The organism is Paenibacillus sp. P4_E11 (genome assembly GCF_056401635.1).
In genome coordinates this window covers 1-1,135 of the sequence record NZ_JBFUIX010000531.1, presented here as the reverse complement: position 1 = coordinate 1,135, position 1,135 = coordinate 1, and the positions used below count along the sequence as shown (strand labels likewise).

At 45.5% G+C, this 1,135-nt stretch carries 1 protein-coding gene; it reads left to right on the top strand.

What is annotated here, in order from left to right; translation table 11 throughout:
- Positions 1 to 152: 152 nt before the first annotated feature.
- Positions 153 to 1,135, top strand: a 983-nt coding sequence (locus AC1DWB_RS35775) for an ABC transporter transmembrane domain-containing protein (RefSeq protein WP_477545810.1), incomplete at its 3' end; no start/stop codon positions are given.

Genomic DNA, 1,135 nt, shown 5'->3' with positions numbered 1-1,135 from the left:
AAATAATCGTATTGGAACAGGGTCACATTGTAGAGAGCGGAACACATGAACAGCTGCTGAATCAAGACGGTGCCTATAAACGATTGTATAACAAACAATTGATCCAGCATCCGGATACCCTAACGCTATTAGAGGGGGAAGGGGCCTAACCTATGGGGAATCGTAATTCTGAAGTTGTTAGAATGGTCAAGTTGCTCCAACCTAGAACAATCTCTTACCTGTTGAGCTTGTTCGGATGCAGTCTGATCGATTCGATAGTCCCGCTCGTGTTGCCTATGTTACTGAAGTTCGTCCTGGATGCAGTTACTGACAAGAGCATGAGCACCATCTGGTTGGTTAGTATCGAATTTACTCTACTCATCGTTGTTCTTTGCAGCCTGATGCCTGTCTTGCAATATTGGTTCGGGAAGACGGTCAAGTTAATCATGACTGATCTTCGGCTGCTCGTCTTCCACCATATGGAGAAGCTTCCAGTCGCCTACTACGAGAACACACATAGCGGTGACAGCATGTCCAGAGTTATGAATGACTTGKGGGTCATGGAAACTGCTTATTCTGGAAATATCCGGTCGATCCTTTCCCTGATCATGACTGGTGTATATTCGGCGGCTCTCATGTTTTATCTCGATTGGAGATTCGCCCCCGCCATGATTGTGATGGGTTGTGTATCTACTTATGTGAATACTCGGTTCGCGAAGCCGTTAAGAAGGATTAGCACGGAAATCCAACAAAATGCAGGTAATCAGGTAGAGCGTCTAACGGAATTAATAGCAGGAACGCAGGTAAGCCGGATCTTTCAAATGACTGACCGAATGAGCCAGAGATTTAAAGAAACGAATCACTTGATAGCCCAACTCTCCGTTGCACGTACCGTCCAATTTTCTTTTCTGAACAGTACCAACTATACCCTGTTGTGGATTAACAATGGAGGAGTATTCATCTTCGGTACGTTATTGCTAATCAACGGGTATACGACACTTGGGACTTTACTCTCTCTCGTGCTTTTGTTAGGCAATGTAGAAAATCTATTTCGCAACCTAGGAGGGTTCTGGGCGAACCTGCAGTCTTCCATGGCAGGAGCGACTCGGGTGTTTGAGCTATTAGACATCGCTGAGGAGTCAGATAGGTGTACTAC